Source organism: Streptomyces sp. NPDC045701 (genome assembly GCF_056432045.1).
Map to the genome: position 1 here is coordinate 1 of NZ_JBWKJV010000110.1, position 6,667 is coordinate 6,667.

General features: G+C 65.1%; 4 protein-coding genes and 1 pseudogene. 1 reads left to right on the top strand and 4 read right to left on the bottom strand.

Going from position 1 to position 6,667, the window contains the following annotated elements; translation table 11 throughout:
* The first annotated feature begins 107 nt into the window (after positions 1-107).
* Positions 108-647 carry an IS3 family transposase gene (locus AC07DW_RS32980; protein ID WP_478861315.1) on the top strand — a complete coding sequence of 180 codons (540 nt, stop codon included), beginning with the start codon at positions 108-110 and terminating at the stop codon, positions 645-647.
* Between the two features lie 168 nt (positions 648-815).
* On the opposite strand, the gene AC07DW_RS32985 is transcribed toward AC07DW_RS32980, so the two are convergent.
* The 4 genes and pseudogenes from AC07DW_RS32985 to AC07DW_RS33000 all read right to left on the bottom strand — a co-directional run bounded on the left by AC07DW_RS32985 (position 816) and on the right by AC07DW_RS33000 (position 6,642).
* Positions 816-1,301 carry a hypothetical protein gene (locus tag AC07DW_RS32985; RefSeq protein ID WP_478861312.1) on the bottom strand — a complete coding sequence of 162 codons (486 nt, stop codon included), beginning with the start codon at positions 1,299-1,301 and terminating at the stop codon, positions 816-818.
* Positions 1,302-1,712: 411 nt separating this feature from the next.
* Positions 1,713-2,066, bottom strand: a complete 354-nt coding sequence (locus tag AC07DW_RS32990; RefSeq protein ID WP_478861313.1) for a transposase family protein — start codon at positions 2,064-2,066, stop codon at positions 1,713-1,715.
* 540 nt (positions 2,067-2,606) lie between these two features.
* Positions 2,607-2,795 (bottom strand): annotated as a pseudogene (locus AC07DW_RS32995) (ATP-binding protein); the annotation flags it as partial.
* A 103-nt stretch (positions 2,796-2,898) separates the two neighbouring features.
* Positions 2,899-6,642, bottom strand: coding sequence for an RHS repeat-associated core domain-containing protein (locus tag AC07DW_RS33000; protein WP_478861314.1), 3,744 nt, complete (start codon positions 6,640-6,642; stop codon positions 2,899-2,901).
* Positions 6,643-6,667 lie beyond the last annotated feature (25 nt).

A 6,667-nucleotide genomic window follows, 5' to 3' on the forward strand; every position in this document is an offset into this window, starting at 1 on the left:
TGTGGCCGCAGGCCTGGAGCTCGTGCGCCGGCTCATGCGCGCGCTGGGCCTGGTGCCCTGCCAGCCCAGGCCGAAGCGCTGGGCCCTCACGCTGCCCGCGGCGCGCGCTGCCCGACCTCGTAGGCCGGAACTTTACGGCCGGAGTGCCAGGCGAAAAGCTGGCCGGGGACATCACTTACATCAAGACCGGTGAGGGCTGGCTTTATCTCGCGACGGTTATTGACTGCTGCACTAAGGAGGTCATCGGGTATGCGATGGACGACCACTACCAGACGCCGCTGATATCCCGTGCCATCCGCAACGCGGCCCGCAACCGGAAACTCTCACCGGACGCAATATTCCACTCCGACCGAGGCAGCAGCTACATGTCGGCCGAGTATGCGGCCGTCCTCGGGGGACTCGGGCTCAGGCAATCGGCGGGCCGCACCGGAATTTGTTTCGATAATGCCATGGCTGAATCGTTCTTCGGCGCCCTGAAAAACGAACGGGTATCGCGCATGAGTTATCCCGCCCGCGAAGAGGCTCGACGAGACATCACTCGATACATCGAGTTCTGGTACAATCGCAAACGTCTTCACTCGGCAGTTGGCTATCGTCCTCCTATTGAAATCCATGCCGAATTTCAGAAGTTGGGATTCGTTGCATGAAATAATCTGCCAGACCTTGTCCGAAAAACGCGAGGCCCCTCAGAACCAACAGGCCCCCGGACTGTGGTGTTGAGACCTTCAGGCATCTCGCTCCACAGTCCGAGGGCCTCGCCCCGTTACTCGACCGGCCTCGTCACCCGATCGGTGGCCAAGTTGAAAAGTCTCTCGTCAGGCGTGGACATTGAAGATGGTTTGCCAACCAGCGGTGGCATGGCCGGTCACCGTCACCTTGTTTGTCGTTCCGCTCGTGTAGGCCGTCGACCAGTGATCTATGCCGTACCTGTTCGAGTCGGCGATCAGTGAATACGCCCCACCGGCGTCGTCCGAGAAGTCAAGCGCATATTTGTCGGACCACGCCGTTGTTCGATCGACTTCGAAATACCGCTCCTCCCCAGGGAGGATTTTATCAAAGCGCTCAATTCCCCTGATCGGGGCAGGCTCACCGGAGTCAAGGTAGCGGAACCCCCGGAACTTAAGGATATCGTCGGTGTTATTCTTGATAATGTAACCATTTGTATACCGAATAGTTGATTCTGCGGCGACGCTCCCCGGCTGGCCGGGCTCCACAGCCTGAGCAACCGATGGGGTCACTCCTGCCAAAAGAATTACCCCGGCAAGCGAAGCAGTAATAGTGCTTTTACGCTTGATCTTCACTTTCCCTCATTTCTTCCCAGTACACACCCCTGACCGAACGGAGCCTTGCGATAATGTCGAACACCTGATGCCACCGGTGTCAGCCAAATGGCCGGCAGGATGGTTGAGGCGTTTCCATCAACCGTTTACGGGATGGCGTCCCGTGGAGTGGTCAGGGCGACTCTTTTGTTAAATTCCGTGGTCAGGCTGTGAGCTGTTAGCCGAGGCGGGCGAGGCGCCCGGTGCGGGGCGGGCTGTGGGTGGTGGCCCAGTGGGCGTCGGGGCGGATGATGTTGATCGCTGTGGCGGAGAAGGCGTGCTGGAGGCGGACTTCCGGCAGGCCGCGGTAGCGGGCCCGGCGGATGCCGGTGATGCCGAGGGCCGGGTTGAGAGTGCCTGGTCTTTCTTCCAGGAGCCTTTTTCACGTGTAGATCATGAGGGTGAGGATCGCGGCAGCTGCTGACGTGAGTCTGTTCGGACTGATGCGGGCATGCCGGAGATCCGCCACTGCTTGATCCGGGAGATGGTTCGCTCGACCGGAGCACGCAGTGCGGCGTGGACCTTGTCCGGCGCCTTGTGCTTGTCGGGCAGGCCGGTTCCGGGCCGTCGTCTGACCGGGGTGATCACAGTGCCGCCGGCCCCGGCGTACCCCTTGTCCGCGAGGACCTCGAGGTTCAGTCGCGCGCAGGTGTCGATGATGCCGTGCTCGCGGGCGGCTTTCACGTCGTGGGGTGCCGCCCGCCAGGGCGGGTGACATCCACAGCAGTCTGCCGTCTTCTGCCGCAACGGCCTGCAGGTTCACGCCCTCGCGGTGGACCTTGCCGGAGAAGTGCCCCGGCGCCTGGACCCGGCCGGTCTCCGCGACGGTGCCGTCCGTGTGATGACCGGTGAGCGCACCGGCCAACGACGGCGCGTGCTCCGCAAGGTGCCCGATCGTGTGGTTCACGTAGCGCCAGGCGGTGGCTGTACTGATGCCAGCGCCCGCCCCCGCGGCTCCGACCTGGCGAAACGCGACGCGAACCGGGCATGCAGCCCCGCCAGCACCCCGTCCCACTCCTCAACCAGCCCCACCCCAAGCTCAGCCATACCCCAACTCAACCACATACAAGTGAGATTGCAGTACTAACTAAGCCCGCCTAGTGCCGCTGCCAGTCGATCGGCCAGGCGGGTGTCGGCGTACTGGGTCATCTGCAGAGGTAAGTACGAGGTCGAGTGCAGAGTTCTTGGGAGGGCTGCTTGATCTTGGGCGTGATGTGTGTTGGTCGCCCGGACCGGTGCGGGCCCGGAGCCGGAACGGCTTCGGGCCCGCGGAGTGGTGAGGGATGCTCAGGCTGTCGTTGTGGCCATGTCCTGGAGGGCTGCGATGCGGTCCTTGAGCCGGTAGCTGTTGCCGTTGATGGGGATGATCTGGCAGTGGTGCAGGAGCCGGTCGAGGATCGCGCCGGCCAGGATGTCGTCGCCGAAGAGCCGGCCCCACTCGGTGGAGCTCTTGTTCGAGGTGAGGAGTCGGCAACCAACCCGCACCGCGTGACGCCGCCAAAGTCCCCTACCGGCTATGCAGCCGCGTCGCAGCAACGTTGTCTTGCCCCCGCGCCGGCGGGACAGCCGTACACCGGCGTCACGGCGTAGTGGGCGTTACGTCCTGGCCGTCAAACACGATCATCCATTTCGGATCCTTCACATAAATTGCTCCGTACCCCTCTTCCCGAGCCAGTTCATTAACCTCGGTTTCAGTTCTCGCCGCCAAGATCTCATCGAATTCCGGATCCTTGGACGAGGTGTACGATTTGAATTGCCCATTCACCCGCTTGACCTTCATGATGGGCTTTCCGCCCTTATATTCGGTTAGGAGAATTTGCGGTTCAGACTCCACCTCGAGCATGCACTTTTCGCAATTGGCGGCAGCTACTGCGGATTTCACTGCGCCTTCCCTATGCTTTGCGAAGTATATTCCCTTGCCCCAGGCGCCCCCGGGGGAGAGAGTATCTTGGTAGCCATGTGCACGAATGTCGTCGGCCGCCCACTGACCCGTTCCGTGATGGAATTTTTTGCCTTTCAGTTTATCTGATGCTATTTGCACCGCCTTCGCCCGGGGCGCAGACTTTACTTTTGCGCTGTCTGCGCCGAGGGAGGCAGTGGCAGAGCCGTTTTTAAGGAGTGCCTCAGGCGTGTCTGTGGCTGCTCTTACGCCTAGTTTGCCTGCGGCGCCGATGCCGCCGGCGAGGATGCCTGCGCCTCCGAGGACAAAGGCGGTGATGTTGAGGTCGCTGTCCCACTGGTCTTTGCCGGTGGCGAGGGCGGCGGTTTCCACGGCAGCGGAGGCGAGATCGAGGACGGCGCCGGCCACGGCGATGCCACCGAAGAAGCCGATGCCGGTGCCGGTGCCGAGGGTGGGCAGAATGACAGTGGCGGCGGTGACGGCGGCGGCGAGGACAGCGAGGCCGAACACGACACCGGTGAAGATATAGTCCAGAACCGCGGTGTTGCCGGTGGGGTCGGTCTTCATGATGGGGTTGGCGTCGAAGGCCATGTACCGGTTGTGGAGGGGGGCGTTGTCGCGGCTGATGAACCGTTTCTGGGTGGGGTCGTAGAGACGGTTCTTCAGGTATTGGGTGCCGGTGGTGGTGTTGGTGTACTCACCGGCGTAGGTGAAGGGGTTGATGCCCGCGGCTGCGCCTGGGCTGCCGGCTGCGGTCACGGCTGTGGTGGTGGGGGTGGTGTGCTGTCCGTAGTCGGTGTAGTGCCAGGCTGCGTTGATCTGCCCGCCGTCGCCGGTGAGGGTGGTGGTGTTGCCGTGGCGGTCGTGGTGGAGGTAGCCGCCGCCGGTGGCGTTCGCTGTCTGGACCGCTTGGGCCGTCTCGGCTGTGGTGCCGGTCTGGCTGGTGGTGAGGGTGCGGGCTTCGCGGGTGGCGGTCTGGAGGTAGGAGCCGGTGACCACCGCAGACTGCGCCTCACCGCCCCTCTCACCCTCACCGCCGGTGGTGGTGTGGGTGTCATTGGTGATGGCACCGGTTGTGGGGTCGTAGTAGAACCCGGTCACCGTCGCACCGGCGTTTTCCGCGCTTCCTTCTCCGCTTCCTTCTCCGCTTCGGTCTGCGCCGGGGGCGGGGGCGGGGGTGGCGGTGGCGGTGGCACGTGATCCGTCGGCCCAGTAGGTGTAGCGGGTGGTGGTGCCGTCGGGGGTGGTGACCGAGACGGGCTGGCTGAGGGGGTTGTAGGTCCAGGTGTTGCCGCGGTGATCCCGGATCAGGTTCCCGGCCTGGTCGAATTCCTGGGTCTTCTTCTCACCGTCGGCGGTGACGGCGGTCAGCCGGCCTGCGGGGTCGATGTCGTGCTCGGTCACGCTCTTCTTCCCGCCCTCATCGTGGCGGGTGGTCTCGGAGCGGGTGATGTCGCCGGAGACGTTCAGCGTGTAGGCGGTCTCGGTGACCGGCTGGCCCTTGTCGTTGCTGACCTTGGAGTGGATGAGGCGGTCGTAGGCGTCGTAGCGGTAGGCGGTGGTGGTGACCGCCATGCTCACCCCGCCGTGCTCGTCCTTGAGCACCGCGCCGGTCTCATTGACGGCGGGGCGGGTGTCGGTGCGGGAGGTGAGGTTGCCGTGCGCGTCGTAGACGTAGGCGGCCTCGCTCACCGGGGTGCCGTCGGCACGAGTGGTTTTCTCGGTCTTGATCTGGCTGGCGTCGGTGAAGGTGTAGAGGGTGGTGACGCCGTTGCCGCGTTCGACCTTCTCGATCCGGCCGAGCCCGTCGTAGGTGTAGGTGACCTCGGCCAGGACCTTGCCGTCCGTGCCGGTCTGCTTCGCCGAGCGCAGGGTGCCATCACCGTTGTGGCTGTAGACGGTGCGCGCACCCGCGGTGTCGACCGCGGCCGTGAGCTGGCCGTGGGTGTCGTATTCCTGGGTCAGGGTCTTGCCGTCGGGGTAGGTGACCTTGGTGACGTGGCCGTCCGCATCGTAGGTGTACCCGATCCGGGTGCCGGCCTTGTCGGCCGGGTCGAACACCTCAGTGACCCGGCCGGTCACCTTGTTGTAGGTGTAGGCGCTCTTCACCACCTGCTTGCCGTCCGCTGACACCGTCGCAGTCTCAAGGACACGGCCGGTGGCCGGGTCGTAGGAGCTGGTGGTGACCGACCCGTCGGGGCGGGTCACCTTCTCTACCTCCCCCCGCTCGTTGTAGACGGTGGCGGTGACCCCGCCGACGGGGTCCTTCTCCTGGACCACACGCCCCGCCGTGTCCCGCTTCACCGTCGTCCCGGACCGCTTCTCCTCACCCGAGCCCAGGGTCTTGACCACCGGTCCGCCGGTCAGGTCCTGACGTGGTTCGGCGGTGATCTCACCGCCGGGGAACGTCTCGGGGGCGGCCGGGGTGAGGGTGGCGGTGTCGACCGTGCCGCCGGCACCGTAGGCGAGCCGGGTGGTGATGTCCCCGGCCGTGGATTCCCGGGCCCGCCCGAGCCCGTCGTAGGCCTGGCTGGCTGCGGGCACGGGGGTGCCGTCCGCGTGGCGGGTCGAGGAGGCGACCGTCCGGTCGGCAGCATCCAGTTTCTCGGTGGTGGTGGTCACCGCCTTGGCCGGGTCGCTCTCCCCGGCGGGCAGCAGCGCGGTGGTCTTGGTGTTCGCGACGTTGTCGTAGGAGAAGATCCGCGTCATGCCGTTGGGGGCGACCGCCTTCACGGGCCGCCCCAGCAGATCATTCGTCGTGACCGTCTTGCGGCCCGCACCGTCGCTGGTGGTCGCGGTCAGCCCGTCCGGCGAGTACTCCACCGACTGCAGCGTCCGCGCGCCCGGATCACCAGTGATCTTGCCACCCTCGACGTTGTCGGTCTTCTTCTCCACCCGCCCCAGCAGATCCCTGGTCTCCACGGTGACGTGCCCGTCGGGGGTGGTGAGCGTGGTGGAGGTGGGGGTGTGGGCGGCGGTGGTGGTCAGTCCGTCCGGCCCGGTCTCCTTGATCACCCGCCCCGCATCGTCATACACCGTCTTCGATGCCCGGCCCGCCGCGTCCACCGTTTCGACGACCTCACCGGTGGCCAGATCGGTGACCTGCTTCACCGTCCCCGCCGGGGTGGTCACCGCATCGGTGCGGGTATGGGCGTCTGTGTCGATGCTGGTGGTGTAGGTCTCAGCCAGCTTCTCCGGCCCCTCATCACCCTCCGGGCGCGCCCCCTCCGCCCAGGTGACCCTCTTCGCTTTCAGTTCACCATGCCCGTCGACCTCGAAACTCGTGGTGGTACGTGCCTTCGGAGTCTCGCCCGGCTTGTTCGCGATGGCTTCGGTGGTGGCGGCAACATGCTTGCCGTCGGGGGTGAGGGTGTTCCGCGTTTCGGCGACGGTGCCGTCGGTGCCGGTGGTGACCGATTTCACCGGCTGCCCGTAGGGCCCGTACTCG